The 15,827-nt window shown below is 62.0% G+C and carries 21 protein-coding genes and 1 pseudogene; 10 read left to right on the top strand and 12 right to left on the bottom strand.

The genetic code is table 11. The features are described from left to right. Positions 1-130: 130 nt before the first annotated feature. Genes QA639_RS09385 through QA639_RS09370 form a run of 4 tightly spaced genes read right to left on the bottom strand, consistent with a single transcriptional unit; the run spans position 131 to position 2,178 of the window. Complete coding sequence (locus QA639_RS09385; RefSeq protein ID WP_283089623.1) at positions 131-613, bottom strand: hypothetical protein; 483 nt, start codon at positions 611-613, stop codon at positions 131-133. Beyond that, entirely contained in the window at positions 610-957 is a 348-nt protein-coding gene (locus QA639_RS09380; protein ID WP_028337215.1) for a DUF3147 family protein, read from the bottom strand. The genes QA639_RS09385 and QA639_RS09380 overlap by 4 nt, the downstream gene beginning before the upstream one ends. Next, entirely contained in the window at positions 954-1,559 is a 606-nt protein-coding gene (locus QA639_RS09375; RefSeq protein ID WP_283089622.1) for a cupin domain-containing protein, read from the bottom strand. The genes QA639_RS09380 and QA639_RS09375 overlap by 4 nt, the downstream gene beginning before the upstream one ends. Beyond that, on the bottom strand, positions 1,546-2,178 hold the full coding sequence (locus QA639_RS09370) for a phosphatase PAP2 family protein (RefSeq protein WP_038377906.1): 633 nt from the start codon (positions 2,176-2,178) through the stop codon (positions 1,546-1,548). Before QA639_RS09370 ends, QA639_RS09375 begins: the two co-directional genes overlap by 14 nt. 165 nt (positions 2,179-2,343) lie before the next feature. Here QA639_RS09370 and QA639_RS09365 point away from each other — a divergent pair, with 165 nt between their 5' ends. Both QA639_RS09365 and QA639_RS09360 read left to right on the top strand, forming a co-directional pair. Next, positions 2,344-2,559, top strand: a complete 216-nt coding sequence (locus tag QA639_RS09365; RefSeq protein ID WP_283089621.1) for a hypothetical protein — start codon at positions 2,344-2,346, stop codon at positions 2,557-2,559. Between the two features lie 380 nt (positions 2,560-2,939). Then, positions 2,940-3,587: pseudogene (locus tag QA639_RS09360) on the top strand (YihY/virulence factor BrkB family protein). Positions 3,588-3,644: 57 nt separating this feature from the next. On the opposite strand, the gene QA639_RS09355 reads toward QA639_RS09360, so the two are convergent. Beyond that, complete coding sequence (locus tag QA639_RS09355; protein ID WP_160321700.1) at positions 3,645-3,797, bottom strand: hypothetical protein; 153 nt, start codon at positions 3,795-3,797, stop codon at positions 3,645-3,647. A 370-nt stretch (positions 3,798-4,167) separates the two neighbouring features. Between QA639_RS09355 and QA639_RS09350 the strand changes: the two genes are divergently transcribed. Continuing rightward, on the top strand, positions 4,168-5,436 hold the full coding sequence (locus QA639_RS09350; RefSeq protein ID WP_283089620.1) for a DUF892 family protein: 1,269 nt from the start codon (positions 4,168-4,170) through the stop codon (positions 5,434-5,436). Between the two features lie 40 nt (positions 5,437-5,476). Here QA639_RS09350 and QA639_RS09345 read toward each other — a convergent pair whose 3' ends face one another. From QA639_RS09345 to QA639_RS09315, 7 genes are all read right to left on the bottom strand, one after another. Beyond that, complete coding sequence (locus QA639_RS09345; protein WP_283089619.1) at positions 5,477-6,325, bottom strand: NAD(P)/FAD-dependent oxidoreductase; 849 nt, start codon at positions 6,323-6,325, stop codon at positions 5,477-5,479. 68 nt (positions 6,326-6,393) lie between these two features. Then, entirely contained in the window at positions 6,394-6,654 is a 261-nt protein-coding gene (locus QA639_RS09340; RefSeq protein ID WP_028337221.1) for a GlsB/YeaQ/YmgE family stress response membrane protein, read from the bottom strand. A gap of 27 nt (positions 6,655-6,681) precedes the next feature. Further along, complete coding sequence (locus QA639_RS09335; protein ID WP_283089618.1) at positions 6,682-7,146, bottom strand: YidB family protein; 465 nt, start codon at positions 7,144-7,146, stop codon at positions 6,682-6,684. A 25-nt stretch (positions 7,147-7,171) separates the two neighbouring features. After that, on the bottom strand, positions 7,172-7,942 hold the full coding sequence (locus QA639_RS09330) for a hypothetical protein (protein ID WP_283089617.1): 771 nt from the start codon (positions 7,940-7,942) through the stop codon (positions 7,172-7,174). Beyond that, positions 7,939-8,334 (bottom strand): phage holin family protein, encoded by a 396-nt coding sequence (locus QA639_RS09325; RefSeq protein WP_283089616.1) that lies wholly within the window; start codon positions 8,332-8,334, stop codon positions 7,939-7,941. Before QA639_RS09325 ends, QA639_RS09330 begins: the two co-directional genes overlap by 4 nt. Beyond that, positions 8,331-8,873 carry a hypothetical protein gene (locus tag QA639_RS09320; protein ID WP_283089615.1) on the bottom strand — a complete coding sequence of 181 codons (543 nt, stop codon included), beginning with the start codon at positions 8,871-8,873 and terminating at the stop codon, positions 8,331-8,333. Before QA639_RS09320 ends, QA639_RS09325 begins: the two co-directional genes overlap by 4 nt. Beyond that, positions 8,870-9,838, bottom strand: a complete 969-nt coding sequence (locus QA639_RS09315) for a DUF3618 domain-containing protein (protein ID WP_283089614.1) — start codon at positions 9,836-9,838, stop codon at positions 8,870-8,872. The genes QA639_RS09320 and QA639_RS09315 overlap by 4 nt, the downstream gene beginning before the upstream one ends. Positions 9,839-11,080: 1,242 nt before the next feature. On the opposite strand from QA639_RS09315, the gene QA639_RS09310 reads away from it, so the two are divergent. The 7 genes from QA639_RS09310 to QA639_RS09280 all read left to right on the top strand — a co-directional run bounded on the left by QA639_RS09310 (position 11,081) and on the right by QA639_RS09280 (position 15,670). After that, positions 11,081-11,440 carry a PRC-barrel domain-containing protein gene (locus QA639_RS09310; RefSeq protein ID WP_028337226.1) on the top strand — a complete coding sequence of 120 codons (360 nt, stop codon included), beginning with the start codon at positions 11,081-11,083 and terminating at the stop codon, positions 11,438-11,440. Between the two features lie 218 nt (positions 11,441-11,658). Continuing rightward, positions 11,659-12,750 carry a glycosyltransferase family 4 protein gene (locus QA639_RS09305; protein ID WP_028337227.1) on the top strand — a complete coding sequence of 364 codons (1,092 nt, stop codon included), beginning with the start codon at positions 11,659-11,661 and terminating at the stop codon, positions 12,748-12,750. A 48-nt stretch (positions 12,751-12,798) separates the two neighbouring features. Beyond that, the gene (locus tag QA639_RS09300; RefSeq protein ID WP_028337228.1) at positions 12,799-13,242 is read left to right on the top strand and encodes a low affinity iron permease family protein; all 444 of its coding nucleotides are present in this window, start codon (positions 12,799-12,801) and stop codon (positions 13,240-13,242) included. A 106-nt stretch (positions 13,243-13,348) separates the two neighbouring features. Continuing rightward, positions 13,349-13,645, top strand: a complete 297-nt coding sequence (locus QA639_RS09295) for a hypothetical protein (RefSeq protein WP_283089613.1) — start codon at positions 13,349-13,351, stop codon at positions 13,643-13,645. A 521-nt stretch (positions 13,646-14,166) separates the two neighbouring features. Further along, complete coding sequence (locus QA639_RS09290; RefSeq protein WP_283089612.1) at positions 14,167-14,460, top strand: hypothetical protein; 294 nt, start codon at positions 14,167-14,169, stop codon at positions 14,458-14,460. Between the two features lie 333 nt (positions 14,461-14,793). Further along, positions 14,794-15,144, top strand: coding sequence for a hypothetical protein (locus tag QA639_RS09285; RefSeq protein ID WP_283090724.1), 351 nt, complete (start codon positions 14,794-14,796; stop codon positions 15,142-15,144). Positions 15,145-15,484: 340 nt separating this feature from the next. Further along, positions 15,485-15,670 (top strand): hypothetical protein, encoded by a 186-nt coding sequence (locus tag QA639_RS09280; RefSeq protein WP_283089611.1) that lies wholly within the window; start codon positions 15,485-15,487, stop codon positions 15,668-15,670. Positions 15,671-15,827: the final 157 nt, after the last annotated feature.

Raw genomic sequence — 15,827 nt, 5'->3', positions numbered from 1 at the left:
AAGCGGCTTAAACCAACACGCGCCACTGGCCACGGTTCCTCCCCCGTCGCCGGTTGCAAGGCAACGGCATCCCGATCGGGGGCGGCTCGAATACTTGCGGTCGCGTCATGCCAAGCTCGTAAGGTCAACTTCAGTGGCTTCGCGAAATCGGGGTGTCCTTAGCTCTTTGTTTGGTCCGCGCACTCCGCACTGAGCGCGTCTTGCGCCGTACGTACCAGGCCACCACCGAGCTAGCGAGCCACGCAAATGATGCGCCCAGGAAGGCCGCCGCGATGCTGATGTCCGCCGCCAAAGAAAATGCGACCGCAAAGGCCAGCATGCCAAGCGCACCGAGCGCAGCGCCAGCAGCATCGACGGCGGCCGCCATTTGCCCGCGGCGCTCACCAGCGAGACCCGCTTCGCGCTTGCGGCGGATTTCATGCTTCTCAATCAGCGTTGCGCTCGCGCAGAATATGGCTGGAAGGGCAAGAAAAACGCCACCGATGACTGCTCCATAGCGGCTGCTGACGAGGCCAGTAAAGACGGTCGCAGCGCCGCCGAGTGCGAAGCGGATCAGATATTCGTACCAGCGGCCTTCCTTGAGAGATGACGGCGAAAACCGGATCGGGCTCACGTCTGAACTCCAGCGAAGATGACCAGCCCGAAGGCGGCGACCAGCCAAGCAACGAGTGACAGCAACGTAGCCGTCACTGCTCGTAGCTTTGCGCGGACAAGCAGATGGCAGACGACCACACTGTAGATGGCGAGCGCAATCGCTCCCGCAATCATCGCCTGGGTTTGCAAGGCGGCGTAGTTGCCCCCGTGCTGGTACACCGCGATTCCAAGCGTGGCGAGCGCGACCGAGGGCGCTGCTCCGAACAGGCCGGCGAAGCTCTTGGGGCGCAGAAGGTCTCCGAGCATCGCGAAGGCTGATACGACGGCGCCCCCGAGGAGGAAGCGGATGACGTACTCGGTCATTTCGCTCGCTTCCAGAGTTTGGCGAGCGGCCCGCCGGCCCCGTAGACCGGATCTTTGCGCGGTGGCGGCACCTTTAGAATCGTCTTTAGCGCTCGCGGACGGTCTTCAACGGTCGTGCACTCGTCGTATGTGCCGGTCGGCGGGTAGGCCCCGATGACGAGAAACTCATCATCCGCTGCAAGGCCCTGATGGCCCATGCCGGCGGGGAGAACCGCGACGTCGCCAGCCTTCAGCGTGAAGATCCTCCCCTTGTTGCCGCCGAACCGAACGCGGCCCTTGCCGCGCGCGACGCCGAGCACCTCATGGATCCTGGAGTGGTAATGCACGTAGTCGTAGATGCCGTCCCGCCAGGTGTCTCCCCATCCGTTCGCTTCAAACAAGTCTTCGATCACCGCCGCGGCATCCAGGCGGTTATCGAAAGCGACAGCGTTTCGATAGATAATGAGCGGCCATCGCGGATGGTTCGGGACGAGACCGTCATCCCTGAACCTGACAGTGTGAGGTTTTCGCACCCGCTCGAGATCCATAACCTTGCGCTTCCCGGGACGCTGTAAACCGGTTGCGCGCTCCACGTATCCCTTCAGGTCTTCAAGAGTCGGCATGATCGTCCTCCGTTGAAACGCCGTTCGGGTAGCCGGTCCACAGCCGGAGGGCCCGTTCAAGCACCGCGCCAAGCGCGAAGCCGGCCACGACATCGCTCGCCCAATGCGCCATGATCACAATGCGCGTCAGCGACAGCGCGGCCGCAAGCGCCAGAAACGCCCGCCGGGGGCCAGCCGGCAACGCGCTGGCCCCCGATGCCAGCGCCCCCATATGCAGCGCGTGGCCTGAGGGAAAAGCATCCTCTCGTTTGCCGGAAATGGGGACGCCGTGGACGTGCCCAATCACCGTTCGACGGTCTGGCCGGGTTTGCTCAAACACAAGTTTCAAACCATGGGGCAGCAGTGACGCAGCAACTGTAACGAGCAAAGCGTGGTTACCTGCGCGCCGCAGCGGCGTCGCGCACCCGCGGGAGGCAAGCCACCCGACGGCTGCCAGGGCCAGCAGAACCTTCTCGTCGGCGCCCCAGGTCAGGGCGCGGGCCACCAGTTCCGGAGCCGGCGCGGTGTTGCGGGCGATAGAGCGCGCGACGACGACATCCGATCTGGTCGGCCGGACAGTGACCGGAAAGCCTGGCCTACGGCTAAGGCGCCTTGCTGACAAGCTAGCTATTTTGAACATGTCTCAAAGGATCGGAAAGGTAAGTACCCTTCCAACGCGTCACCTGCCGACAAGGTCCTCCCTTTGTCCTTTGGTCGAGATCCGGGCGCGCAAAGCGAAGCGGGAGCCGACAATTCGCGCCATGGCCGACCACTGCCGCGTAGACTCTCGAGCGAGAGACAGCGATTGAACAACGCCTTGATCGCGGAGGATGACCTGTTGGTGCGGCAGATGCTGGAGGACGCACCGATTGAAGTTGGCTTCGTTCCGGAAGTCCTTTCCTCCGCGGAGTACGCGGTCACGCTTCTCAACGGCGACGACGCCATATTCCGGGCGCTCGTGACCGACGTAAACCTCAGTGGCGCTATGACCAGCTGGGACTCGCTCGCGTGGTGTACATGACCGGAACGGCTGCGAAGGACCGGGCCAGGTTCGGCCTGGCCCACAGCATCCTTCTCACCAAGCCGTTCGCACTGACTCAGCTCGTCACCGCGTTGCCCAGCTTCTCAAACGCCAGCTGACCGCCAGCCTAGCTGTGGGTCGGAGGAACGGAACGTTCCGCCATGACGGCGGTTGCCCGAAGGGGCAGTCTTGGGCCGCGCCGAGCCAATGACGACTGCGGCCAAGATTGGAAGACACGTTGTAGCCGGCGAGCGAGAACGGTCGGCTGGGCCGGACAGGTGGACCCATCATCTCGGGGGTGGCTCTTCTGATGGCAGCGGCCCTGACTGCCGTACTGATCCCGGAAGAAAGCCGCCCTGTCGAAATCCCCGGAGGAAGAAATCCATCGCGAGACGGGTCCCGAGACACGGCTGCTCCCCGAAACGGCAGGCGATAGCGACCGCGGCCGGCAGGCGAGTTCGCCCTCCGAGATCCCGGCGCGCGGATGGAAGGACATTCTGCTGTGGGTCTATTCCAACATCTCCGAGCACCGGATGTTGGCGCTGGCCGCGGGCATGACCTACTACAGCCTGCTGGCGATCTTTCCAGCGCTCGCGGCTCTGGTCGCGATCTACGGCCTGTTCTCGGATCCGACCGCCATCGCCGGGCATCTGGCCCAGGTTTCCGGATTCCTGCCCGGTGGCGCTGGCACTTATCTATCGTTACGGACCGAGCCGCGAGGCGCGGCGCTGGCGCTGGATCACCTGGGGCAGCGCTGCAGCCGCGGTGCTCTGGCTCGGTGCTTCCGCCCTGTTCTCCTGGTATGCGTCCAGTTTCGGGAAATTCAACGAGACCTATGGCTCGCTCGGCGCAGTGATCGGCTTTATGACCTGGCTCTGGATCTCCGCCATCGTCATTCTGATCGGAGCCGAGCTGGACGCGGAGATGGAACATCAGACTGCGCGCGATACTACGACCGGTTCGCCGAAGCTGATGGGGGCGCGGGCGCCAGAATGGCTGTCACGCTTGGAGCAGCGCGCAGCGACTGACGGCTTCCGGCTCTGCAGAGGATGGGCGGACCGCCACTCTTCGGGCGGATGGTGCCGTCAGCCAGCGGCTGGTATGTTCTGCCGCTTGCCACCGCCGGACTCCCACTCGGCGATCCGATCAAATGTTGGGACGTACTGACGCGGCCTGTCGCTCGTGCCCACGTACTCCATCGTGACCTTTACGAGATTGACATCGATCCAGGCGCTCATGCGCTCTTCCTCCGTCAGCGAGGTTCGAGCGGCACGCGGGCCGGATCCATCCCGGCCGTTGGACCGAACGTCAACGGCGACTTATAGGTCGGAAGTGCTCGAATCCGTTGTTCGCAAAAGTATTCTTCAAAATCTCGTCGCCGGCCTTGAAATGCGCCGTGGCTATGGCACCCGCGACGACTGAGCTGTGTCCCTGAGGTACTCTCACCATTCCCTCCAGGGCCAATGTTCCCGTCGAACTCTGCGCTACTCTTCGCGACCGCCGGCCGGTCTCGGCGCAAATCGCCGGAAGGGCAAATCCGTCGTGAGTAGGAACCAACGCCAGCGACCAATGTTCGGGCTGATATCCCCTCTCACTCCGAGGCCTTCCATGTATCACCATGTCAAGAAGCTGATGTTCACTGTCCGCGTCGACGAACCGGACCCTCGTTTTGGCAACATGCTTCTTGAACAGTTCGGCGGCGCCAACGGCGAGCTCGCGGCCGCGATGCAATATTCCATCCAGGGTCTGAACTGCGAGGACCCGGACCGCAAAGACCTGCTGATGGACATCGGCACCGAAGAACTGAGTCATCTCGAAATCGTGGGCACCCTCGCCCGCATGCACCTTCAGCCGGCGAAGTTCGATCGCCAGGCGGCCGAAGCCGATCCCCTGATTGCGATCGCGGGCGGCGGTGGCGTGAACCTTTTCAATTCCCAAGGCAATGCCTGGACGGCCGACTACCTGAAGATCACCGGCGAGCTCGACGTCGATCTTCGGAGCAACATCGCCGCCGAGGCGCGCGCGAAGATCGTCTATGAGCGGCTGATCAATTTCTGCGACGACGCCGGCAGCAAGGATGCCTTGCAGTTCCTGATGACCCGCGAGATAACCCACATGAAGGCCTTCGCGCTGGCGCTCGAGAGCATGAGCAAGCCGGCCTTCAGCATCGGCCGCATCGCGCCGACGCCCGGGCTGGTCGATCAGTTCTTCAACGATTCCACCGGCACGGGCGACCACGGCGAGATCGACGCCCGCGGGCCATGGAATGAAGGAAACGGCTGGGTCTTCACGGAATCCCCGGCGATTCAGGCCGACCCCGACGTCTCGACAGCGATCGTCGCGGAGAGTTCGTCCCCGAGCGAGCAGGCCGGCCTGAGTGACCTGTTGGTCGATGAGCTCCGCGACATCCTGCACGCAGAAAAGCAACTAACCAAGGCGCTCCCGAAGATGGCGGAGGCAGCTCGCTTCGATCAGCTCCGTGAGCTGTTCGAGCAACATCTCGTTGAGACCGAAAATCAGGTGAAGCGTATCAATGAGTGCTTCGAGCGGCTCGGCAAGTCCGCGCGCGCGAAACCTTGCAAGGGCATGATGGGGCTTGTCGAGGAAGGCCAGGAAATCATCGCCGAGGGCAGAAAGAAGGAGGACGCGGCCGCCGACCTCGCTCTGATCGGCGCGGCGCAGCATGTGGAGCACTATGAGATCTCCGCTTACACGACAGCGAAAAACCTCGCCCAGCAACTTCGCCACAGCGCCGTCGTCGCGTTGTTGTCGAAGTCGCTGGCCGAAGAAGAGAATTCGGATCAGCTACTCAACCAGGTCGCCCGATCGCTGATGTCGGTAGCAAGAATGCCCGCCGCGCTCGAGCAGGCGGAATAGTATTGCCGGCCGGGGGCTAGACTTAGATACCCGCGGGCATCTACGAATAGTTCAGCGGCAGCTCATTATGGATGTGGCAGGCTGCGACGGCAGCGTGCCCGAAGGCGACGGATATCTGGTGCAAATCGCTGACGACGTCGCCAACGCCGTAGAGACCGCTGATCGTGCTCTGCTGCTTCTGATCCACGGTCAAAAATCCTTCCGCTGTATGATCTGCTCCCAACGCAAGCGAAAGCTCCGAACGAACCTCGCTCCCCATGGCGGCGTAGATCACGTCGAATTCAGCCGAAGAACCGTCGACCAACCGTGCAACAATTTGGCCGTCACGCGTTTCAAGGCGCGCCAAGGCTGCCGTGATTTGCACCTCTGCTTCGTGCGTCTTGGCAACCAACGAGCCCTTCCCCTCCTGGATGTCATTGATTGGAATGAGCACGACCTCCTCTGTGAATCCGCGAAGAAACCGCGCCTTGCCGATGGCATGATCCAGCGGCCCGACTACTCCTATCCTCTTGCCACACGACTCGAAGGCGTCACATATCGGACAATAACGGAGCAGGCTCTGCGCGACGGCACTCACCCAGTCCTTCATGGGAGGATGTCGATCGACGATACCGGTCGCGAGCACGACTTTGGTTGCTCGAATGTTGGTGCCGCGGACAGAGGCAACGAAGCCGCCCGTCTCTTTGGAGAGGGTATCTACCCTGCCCTCGACAAGGTGAATGCCGAGTGCCGCCACCTGCTCCCTCATGCGCGCGAGCAATTCGACACCCGAAATTCCGTGTGTAAATGCTGGCAGGTTGTGGCTCTCGGGAATCAACGCTGCACGGCTGGCGTTCGCGTCGATGATCGCGACCTTTCGTTTGAACCTGCCAAGGTAGATTGCGGTCATAAGCCCACCGGGGCCCGCGCCTACAATCAACGCGTCCACCTCTTCCTGCGAACGTGCGGCAGAGTTGCTCAAATGGTCCTGCGCCTTCCGGCGACAAACCCGTAGATCAGCAGCACGATGATCGCCCCGACGATCGCGCCGACGAGCCCAGCTCCCTCCCCAGGGCGGTACCATCCGAGCGACTGCCCAAGAAAAGTTGCAACGAATGCCCCGACGATGCCAAGGACGGTCGTGAGGATAAATCCCGACGGCTCATTGTCGCCAGGCATGATGAACTTGGCAACGACCCCCGCGACAAAGCCGATAATTATCGTCCATATCACACTCATCATGTGCTCCTCGCGATTCCTGGAAGGTTATGCATTCCGGTCGGGCAGGTGGCCACCGGGCGTGTACTTGTCCACGGCCGCCGGAAGCTCACGCGAAAGCCTCGCCAGCAGCTCTTCCTGCGGAAGGCCGGTCTGCTGCTCCAGCGCAGCTAAGATCTCCGGTCCAATCGCTTGCTTGAGCTGAGGCGGCGAGATGTCCTTGTTCGGCCCGTCGTTGATCCACGATTGAGCGGCATCCCCCTGGCCATTCTGCTTGAATCGGTCGAGGAGCTCTCCAAGCCCGCTATTCAATAGACCGCCCACGCCAGCGCCGCCCAGCATGCCCGATAGGTTGCCGAGCAGGCCTCCGCCCGACCCGGCTTGCGGCTGTCCACTGGTCTGGTTGCCAGATCCGATTCCGCTGAGAATTTCCGCAAGCTTGTCCCTGTTCTGGTAGCCAGCAATAGCGAGCAGACCCAGCAAAGCCGTCAAGGATGGCATTCCGCGGCTCATGGCTTTCTCCCTTAAAGGACCGATGTCAATTTTGTTGGCCAACTATGCGAACGTCGCTGTCGCGGTTCGGCGCGCCGCTCGGTTCGAGGTGCGCTGCGCTTACCTTCCCCTGCACTGCATCCATAGCGCTACGGCCTGTCTCCTGCAGACGCTCTAAGGCTTCGGATCCGACGTCACCGAGTTCGGCTTTAAGCGTGTCGGAGGCCTCGCGGACGCTTTGTGAAACGGCTCCGGCGCGCGCGTTGAGATCCTCTTTTACTTTGTCGCTGACTTCGCCGGCCCATTTGTCTTCGAGATCCGATGTGGCGAATGCGCCAGCGACGGCTGCGCCGAGGGCCAAACCGATGGCGCCGAGCATCAACGGTTGTCTCTCGATCAGGTCGGAAAAAGACGATTGCACTTGTGCAATGGTCTCCTTCCGAGGCAGCGCCTCACTTACCTTGGTGAAATTCTCCCGCGCGTAAGCGACGCCTTCGTCGAACCGGTCCTTGACCGTGTCTGCAGCGCCCGATACAGCGTCCGTCGCGGTTCTCGTGCTCTCGCGCAGGGCGTCGCCAACGTGCTGCGACAATCTGTGATCCATTTCCGGGGCAGTCGGCGGACTGTTCGTGAATTTGGATGCGTTCGACCGCAGATTGGCGCTGACGTTGGCGAGCGGTGCTGTCGCCGCGCTCTTCAGCTTCTCGTTGCCCATCAAGAGCCACAGCGCACCGCCGCCGATGAGGGCAGCAGCAAGCGGATTCTCGCGAACCGCTTCCCTGAGGTTTTGCATAAAATTGACTTCGGTAGCAGTCATCGGACCATTTCCTTCACGGTGTCCTTGTCCTTTTCGAGCTGCCGCATCGTTTCGCGAGGCGCCAGCTTCCGGGCGTCAAGGCGGTTCATGCCCACCGCAAACAGGACGCCCGCCAACACCGCGGCAACCACTGCTGAGACAAGGTAGGAAATCGATTGCGACCAGCCACTAGCGATCAAGGCGGCCGACAGCGCGAACAGGGCCATGACGAGCGCAGGAACAACCAGGACCGCCCCGGCTGCGAAGAAGCCGACCGCCCAACCAACCTGCTGAACGTTCTCGCCGAGCTCGGCTTTCGCGAGATCGACTTCGTTCTGGAAGAGCTTTGCAAACTGAGAAAGCGCATCACCCAAGAGGGTTGAGATGGTCCGAAGGTCGGATTGGGTGCTCATGACGCATCCTCGTCTTGTGAGGATGAGGTCGGTTTGCCAGAGGCTCGAAAGAAACGCACGGCTGCGAAGCCCGCGAGGACCGACAGTCCAAGGAAAGCGGCGGGCTGGCGCTTCGCAAAATCGGACGTCCCATCGACGAGATCGCGGAAGGTCCCATTGCGGATTTTCTCGGCCGCGTCTTCGACGTAGTCGGCGGCGGAGTTGATGCCGCGCGCGGCAAAGGGCGCATCGTTGTCAAATGCATGGGCGGCTTGCCGGATGTTTCCCGCGAGCCGGTTTACGAAATCCGCTCCGGAGCGCTGCTGCTCCTCGGCCTTGTCCTGGAAGCGATCCGCCGCTCCCTCCGCCACGTCCGCGGCAACGTCGGCCGCCTCCTTGAACTTGTCGCGCGCGGCGTCCGTTGAAGCCCGCAGCGCATCACCTGCGCGTTGCCTGACATCGGCGCCTGCATCGGCGATCTGATCCTTGAAATTTTGCGGCGAGGCCTCGTCCTGCCCCTGAGAAGCGGCTTGCCGGAAATGGGTATCAAATTCGCTCATGACGGTTTCTCTTCGGTTCGAGAAGGATTGAATGCCGCCGTGACGATATCGTCGGCCGCTTCCTTCAATTTTTCGGACATATCCTGGGTCATGCGACTGGCGTGTTTGCCGAGATCCGCCTGGGACACGCTCTTTGCGGCAGCATCGGCCGCAGAGAGCACACTATCCTTTGCAGTCTCGAATCCGGACTGGGCGGCCTTTCCGGCAGCGCGCTTGGCACTATCGCTGGCCTTACCGATTGCGGCAGCTTCCGCCTTGGTGTCAGGAAGGGAAGCTGCGATGATTGCGCCGATCGCAACCCCCAGGCCAGCGATCAGGGCAGCATTGTCATGGATCATCTGCCGGGCGGTTTCCGGAGCCGCGGCCGCCTTGTCGCAAACGGTCGAGCGAACTTGCTCGATCTTGTCTTTCGCGCTTTCCGAGGCGGCATCGATGTCGGCCCTCATTTTATCCGTGGTCCGCGCCGCCCGATCCTTCAGGTCGTCGGCCATTCCGGCCGCCCCTGCTTGAGCCTCCCCTGCGATGTCGGTGGCCTGCTCGCCAAAAGACTGGACACGTTCGGCAGCCTCACCCGCCACTTCCTTGACCGTTTCGACCGTCGGAGCCGCTGCCTCCGCTGCGCCGGCCCGCACGGTCTTCGAAGTTAGGGCGAGGCCCGTGCCAATCATGAGGAGGGGAAGCGGGAGGCCCCGTGCCAGCCGCAGGGCCGGCACGGCAACCGCAGTCCCAGCCGCGATCGCCTGCAGCGGGTTTTCCAGGGCTCGCTGCTTGAGGCTGTCGAGCCAGCCCTGGGTTTTGCGGCTGACAAACTCGGAGAGTTCAGACTTGATGGCTTCGGGCGAGACCTTGTGGCGGAGGTCTTCTGTGGTATCGCTGATCTGCTCTCTCAAGCGATCGACAGTCGCTGCAAGCTGCGCCCGGCTCCGCTCGGACTCGCGCCTTAATTCCTCAAGGGATCGTGTCATGGCTTCGCTGCCTTGTCGTTCTTGTTTGAAAGCGAACTCACGCTTTATTGAATCGTTCCTCCGACCCGCCAGCCGGCGAGCGCGGCTTGGTCAGCGCGGCGCCGAACAGGGTGATCTGGATCAGCGCCGATCGTGAAGAGAGCGGCAGTAGCGTCGGAGCGAGCTAGAGTCGCGGCAAACTCGCTACTACCTCATTGGGGTGTGCGGCGGGCATTGCAGCAGAAATACCCCCTCGACGGGTATGGTGGACGCTGCGAGTTAGTCCTTTGGTTTGGCTTCCTCGCCTTGGCCCTCGGAGTGGACGGGATCTTCCCGCGCGATCCGGAGCCACGCCTTGCGATCCCGATCAGTTGGAGCAGGTGCGCCTGTTTCTTGGCCTCCTTGACCGCGCGGCGGTAAAGAGCAGGACCGTCACTTTCCGGCTGGAGCATGAACGCGAAAGCTTGCTTAGGCGAGCTGGCGTTGCTGAGACGGGCACTCACCTGAGCGACTGGTTGCAATCGACCGGCTTGCAGCCGCCCAAATGACGAAAACCGCACTCGAAATACGCATCGAAGTACAGGCCGATCTTGGGAACTGAGGCGCCTCGCCCATGGCGGGACGCAGCTTGAGGAGCCGCGCGATGCTCGAAACGAATGATCTAGTGAACTGTCCGAAATGCGGTGCTTGGCCGATGGCCGTCGGCTCTCAGAAGGACATGCTCGCGCAGCCCCAGATCACCTTCAGATTTTCCAGGTGCGGCAGCGAGGAGACCGGGCGGCTCCGACGTGCTGCCTCGTTGTCGGTCTCGGCAAAGGCAATCTGGAGGCGGCCTGAGTGTGATCCCGGGCCGATCCTCTGGAATTCGTCTTCTTGCCGGGACTGGTCACCGACGATCCTGACAGCGGTGTGGCTCTTGACGTTCGCATCGATCGCCGGCGGAAGCAGGGCTGCATCAAGGGCGCAACCGTCGGGGAGTCGCCGGCCATATGGCCGGCATGGCAAACCTGGCGCTGCGTCTGGATGCGTGATCGGGCATCGCGAGGCCAACCGAAGAACCCGAACAACTCGAATGCCAAAGTACCCTCGGGTCGGAAGTAGCACCGGCACTAAGACGTGCAGCCGATGAAGATCCGCGCCGATTCCGGCAGCCAAATCGTCGAAGGCTGCATGGACTGCCCCGGGCGCACCCCGTCGCCGCCTTAGGAACGGATGCGATGTCGCTTCCGTTGACCGCGAAACAGCAAACTCCAGGAGGTCGACATGGCCATGGAAGATCGGGAGACCGCCAGTCTCATTGGAAGCGACAAGGTCGAAGGCACGGACGTGTACGGGCCCGACGGGCAGAAAGCCGGTTACATCGAGCGCGTCATGATCGATAAGGTCAGCGGCAAGGTGTCCTACGCGGTGCTCAGCTTCGGCGGCGTGTTCGGCATCGGGGACGATCATTATCCGCTGCCTTGGCAAACTCTGAAGTACGACACGAACCTCGGCGGATACGTCATCGGCGTCACCCAGGACCAGCTCCGCGGCGCTCCCAAATACGCCGACGAGAGCAATTGGAATTGGGACGCACAAACGAGGCGTTCGGTCGACGATTACTATGGGGTGCCGGTCGCCTAGCGAGGCGGTCGGACACCGCACGTTACGCACAGGAAGGAGCCGCCGCGTCACCGCGGTCGGTCTGCGAGGCACCATGAGAGCGGTTTTCGCGCGTCGCCGACGAGCGCACGGACATGCCCAGTTATCGGTGGCAGCGGTCCTGGTCGCGCTTGTCGCCGGCCTTCTGCTGCTATGCGCAACCTCGTGCAGCGCCGCCGAGAGCTGAGGGGCGGAGGCCGATGCGGATCGCCCAGATCGCTCCGTTGGCCGAAAGCGTGCCACCGAAACTTTACGGCGGCACGGAGAGGGTCGTGGCTTGGCTGGTCAACGAGCTGGTCGAGTTAGGCCACCAGGTGACCCTGTTCGCGAGCGGCGATTCCAGGACGCGCGGAGAGCTACATGCGGTGTGGCCGCGCGCCCTGCGGCTCGGGCGCCCGCGCGTCGACCCGAACACGGCGTGCACGCTCTTGATCGAAGCGGTCTCGCGTCGCGCCTGCGAGTTCGACGTTATCCATGCGCACATCGACTGGCTGCATCTGTCCGCCCTCAGCCGGTGCGGGATCCCTTTCCTCACCACCCTGCACGGGCGCCTCGACCTGCCCGGGATCGGCGAGGTGGTTCGGCAGTTTCGGGAGGCGTCCTTCGTCTCGATTTCCGACAGCCAGCGCGCTCCGCTCAAGGACGCGAACTGGTGCGGGACGGTTCATCACGGTTTGCCGGCCGGTCTGTTTCGGCCATCCTACGCGCCCGGGTCGTACCTCGCCTTCCTCGGACGGCTCACGCCGGACAAGGGGCCCGAGGAAGCCATCCGGATCGCGCGGGCGGTCGGCATGCCGCTGCGGATCGCTGCGAAGGTCCCTCGAGGCGAAACCGGCTACTTCAAAAAGCGTATTCAGCCGGAGATCGACGGGAATCGGATCCAGCTCATCGGCGAGGTCGATGAGTTGGGGAAGCAGTCGTTTTTGTCCGGCGCTGCGGCCCTGCTGTTTCCGATCGATTGGCCCGAGCCGTTCGGCCTGGTGATGATCGAAGCGATGGCCTGCGGCACACCGGTCATCGCCTATCGGGCCGGATCGGTGCCGGAGGTCATCGACGAAGGAGTGACCGGGTTCATTGTCGAGAACGAAGCGGAGGCGATGCGCGCGGTGAAGGAGCTGGCACGGATCGACCGGCGCAAGGTTCGGGCGCGGTTCGAAGAGCGCTTCACCTCAGACAGGATGGCACGGACCTACGAGGACCACTATGGGCGGCTTCTCGCCGCCGGCAGGCCTGCCTACCCGCCCGTCGCCTCCGAACGCCTCGGTACGCTCGCGTCTCCGCTCGTCCCGTGAGCGGCGCTGATCAGGGCGTTGGCTTGGGTTCGATAGAAGGAGGATTGCATGCGCTATCAAGAAAGCGAGCGGCACCCGCGGCGGTGGTTCGCGTCCATCGCAAACAAGGCCTCGCAGGCTGCCGGCCGTGCATCGGCCTTCATCTTGGCCTGCGCTGTAATCGTCATTTGGGCCGTCACGGGACCTCTGTTCCGATTCTCCGACACCTGGCAGCTCGTCATCAACACAGGCACGACCATCGTGACCTTTCTGATGGTTTTCCTGATCCAGAACTCACAGAACCGGGACAGCGCTGCGATCCAGGTCAAGCTGGATGAGCTCATCCGAACCGGAAGCGTCCAGAACTCGTTTGTCGGCATCGAGCACCTCTCCGCCGACGAATTGGAGGAGCTGCGCGCCCTCTGCGAGGAGCGGGCCAGGGTGGTCGCCGCAGGGAGAAGAGGCTCAGGCAGGCGCCGCCCACCCAGAGCCCAGGACGCTGCCGATGGCTAACGGTTCAGCGCAAGAAAGAACGGCCTCGCGGCCAATTCCAGGAACGCACGAGCCAATGCGACGTTCGAGCTGAAAGTAGCCGCAGAATTCAGAGGAGGAATTCACCATGAGGTGCATTGCGAGCGCACTGGTCTTTGCTCTGGCGCTTTCCGCCCCCGTCGCACTTGCCCAGACCACGAAGCCGGATGTCTCCGGCGATCCGAGCGCGCAGAACTCGGGTGCCGGTATAGCCGGCCAGCCGGGCAACAAGAATGGTCCAGCCGCCAAGCCGGGTGAGACCATCGGCGCCAACTCGAGCTCGAACCAGCAGGATCCGACCGTCCAGCATCAGGACACCTCCAACGTCAAAGGTCTGCCGGGAAACAAGAGCGGTCCGCCAGCCAAGGAGCCCGATCGCAAGTGATGCGGGGACGCTAGAGGGATCTTCCTCGTTCGTCGGCAAGCACTTTTCGCCACCGAACTCCCTCACCATCCGGACGATCTCGTCCAAATGGGCTTCTTCAGGGTGCGACCGCCGAGGTGCAGCGGGCGAATAGCCCCTGGGCTAGATCACCGGCAATTCCGCGATGACGAGATCAGGATTCTTGGCGGCCTCGATGGCGACGACTTGTCTTGGGATCGCCGGACCCGCCTCGCGCTCAAGTTCGATGGTTACCATGATGCGATCCCGGTGAGCTTCTCGCCGCTCTCCTTCGGCAAGACCTTGCTGACCTGCCGTCCAATGGTCAGCACCGCCTCGAAAGGAGCCATCGGAATCAAATGCGAACGCTAAGCCAAGCGCACCGCGGGCCACTTGTTTTTCAAGCCTATTTAAGGTATTGCACAAATACGAAGCGATCAATGAAAAAGGGAATACCTAAAAGGCGAGGCCGCCCGGCGACTGGCAAAGACCCGTCGCGTACGTTTCGCCTTTCTGATGAGTTCATGGCTCAACTCGACGACTGGGCTGCTCGGCAGGATGATAAACCGACCCGCTCCGAGGCCGTCCGCCGGCTGGTCGAGATCGGTTTGAGCGCAAAAAACGAGAGCCCTCGAAAGAGCGAGGACAGGCGACAGCGCAAAGATACGAAGCAACGCGCCCGCGAATTGGCCGGAGACGCGATCGGCGGGATGGCCGAGGCCGCAGCTAGTCCAGAGGACCAAGCCAGTCGTAAGCGTCGGCTCATTAAAGGACCGGCGGAATTTCAGAAGGTCAGACGCGACCGAAATTCAACTTGAGCCAGCGGGTCGAGAGTCGTGGTGGATATGATCAAGACCGCGATAGCATGGTTGGAGTTGCCGCATTGGCTTATACTTGCCGGAGCCATGCTGGTACTGATCGGCCTAATTGGCCTTGTGATCAGCCGTCGCCGCGGGATTGAAGCCGAGGGCGAACCTGCCGCCGAGACAAGTCCCGAACCGCGCCCCGAGCTAACACCGTTGCCCGACCTTCTGGACTGCCGGCCAAGAAAGGGCCGGCAATCACGTTAGCCTCAAGTAGCCAGCTAGGCCGACAGGATCGAAATCCCTATCTGAGCGTTGAGTTTGTTGAACCCGAAAAGGAGGTTCAACATGGTCAACGTTCGAGAGCGGAGGAGCACACCCTCAGGCGCGGAAAGAGAAGCCCGCAAGGTATTCAGAGAGGCTGAAGCGAAAGAAGCTTTGAGCGATTACGCTAAAGCGCAAAAGGCATTTTATGAGAACCGCGAAAGGTTGAAAGCGGAGCGCTTGGCCCGGGAGGCCAAGAGCCGCGAGACCGACGATCTGGCAAGTAAACTCGCTGAATGCGCGAGGGAGGCGCGCCACCAGGCCGCACTGTTGCCGCAAGGTCCAGTTCGCGATGCCTTACTTGAGAAAGCCAAGCAGTACGAAGCGCAGCTTCCCAACGACTCCACATACACTACTCCTGTTGTGCAGCGCTGATGAAAATGGCGATCAAGCTATCTGCATAACGCCGGCGCCCATTCCAGGCGGCACGTCTACGAACGAGTGCTCGAGTCTCACTTGCTACAGATGGCAACGTGATCCCGTTTCGATGGCCGTCGGTTTGACTTCCTTGCCGAACTAGGCATCGTTTGGGTTCTCTCACTTCGCAGGGCTTCCTTGCAGCTTTGTTCCCAAAAAGGCCCCCCCACGACCGGGGGGAGCTGGGCTAATCTTTAACTGGCCGTCTCAGTGCCGATAGCGATACGGCACCGAACAGGGCGACCAATGCCGCTGCATCTGCTTCGTTCCTGATCAAAGAGACCCCAGCATTCGGATCATGCTGGGGCCGAGTTGGATCGCCGAACCGCTGTCGGCCGAGAAGCAGCGGTCGTCGTTTCGGCTGAAAAAATATCGGATGAAAATCGCCTGCCCTGTACGCCAGATCATCACGCCCGTCGCGGTTTCAGAAGTAACTCGCGTGAATCATCCTAATATATTCGGCGAAGTATCCGGCCAAAAATAGGCCTCAGCACCTTTGGGCCTGGAGGCCGATGCTGAGGCCAGTTGTCTAGTGTCGGCGCGACCCGACAGGAGCCATTGTTAACGCTCTCATGTGCGATTGCCACCTTTTCCCTCAGACGCTTGGCAGGCAGGAACCATCGAGAAGCCAGGGCGTCTAT

Origin of the sequence: Bradyrhizobium pachyrhizi (assembly GCF_029714545.1) — a bacterium.
GTDB classification, from domain to species: domain Bacteria; phylum Pseudomonadota; class Alphaproteobacteria; order Rhizobiales; family Xanthobacteraceae; genus Bradyrhizobium; species Bradyrhizobium pachyrhizi.
This window is presented reverse-complemented; position numbering and strand designations above follow the sequence as displayed.